General features: G+C 44.5%; 1 protein-coding gene. It reads right to left on the reverse strand.

Annotated elements, in window-relative coordinates:
* The coding region (locus tag A3860_RS05495) for a DUF6266 family protein (protein WP_216823391.1) at positions 1–414 on the reverse strand (414 nt) is incomplete at its 3' end.
* Positions 415–768 lie beyond the last annotated feature (354 nt).

A 768-nucleotide genomic window follows, 5' to 3' on the forward strand; every position in this document is an offset into this window, starting at 1 on the left:
ACCACTGGCGGTGGTCCAGGTGAACGTAACGGTATCAGCTTTGGCAGATGACGCAACAGGTTTGAAGAGCTGCCTGATTTCGCCGCGGCAAATAAGCACCTGGCTGTAGTCAATGCTATAGTCAGGATAATTGCCGTTGAGCGCATTTTTAAGCAGGTTCCTTACCGCTGCATTGTACCCGGTCATTTTGACCGTTAAGTCGCGATAACCCCGGGTTATCACTTCTTTGATGGTACGCATGAACTGATTGGCTGTTGCCATTTTAAGCCTTTGCTCCAGCTGTTTTTGTGAAGCGGGCTTTTTCGATTTGGATGGACGCTCCTTTACAACGGTTTTTTCTTTCCAGGTTGAGAAACTGACGTTCCCAATTTTTCCGGAAACCTTGCCAAGAGGCCCTTGTTTTACATGTGCCATAAAGCATAAATTTTAAAAGTGAACAATTGGGTTTACTAACGGAAACCGGCCCTGTGTGTAACCGGTATATCCACTGGTTCCGATTTCCACAACAAACATACGGTTGTAAAAAACAGGGCTATTCGCGTTTACTCCCAAAACCTCGTAAGTACCCGTTCAAACTCGTTTAAACTCGTTCAGACTCCCTTTTCTCCGCTTTAGGCGTTATTGTCGCGTTAATTTGAATTCACGTATAGTTGTATATGTATACATGGTGAAAACAGCCCTGAATTTTGAGATGGCTTACAGGGCGTGGTTACCTCTTCTTTACCTAGCGGTTACCTCTATGTGTTATAATCTGCTGATAGGCAATAA

The sequence above is a fragment of the Niastella vici genome (assembly GCF_002077945.1).
In the GTDB taxonomy this organism is placed as follows: domain Bacteria; phylum Bacteroidota; class Bacteroidia; order Chitinophagales; family Chitinophagaceae; genus Niastella; species Niastella vici.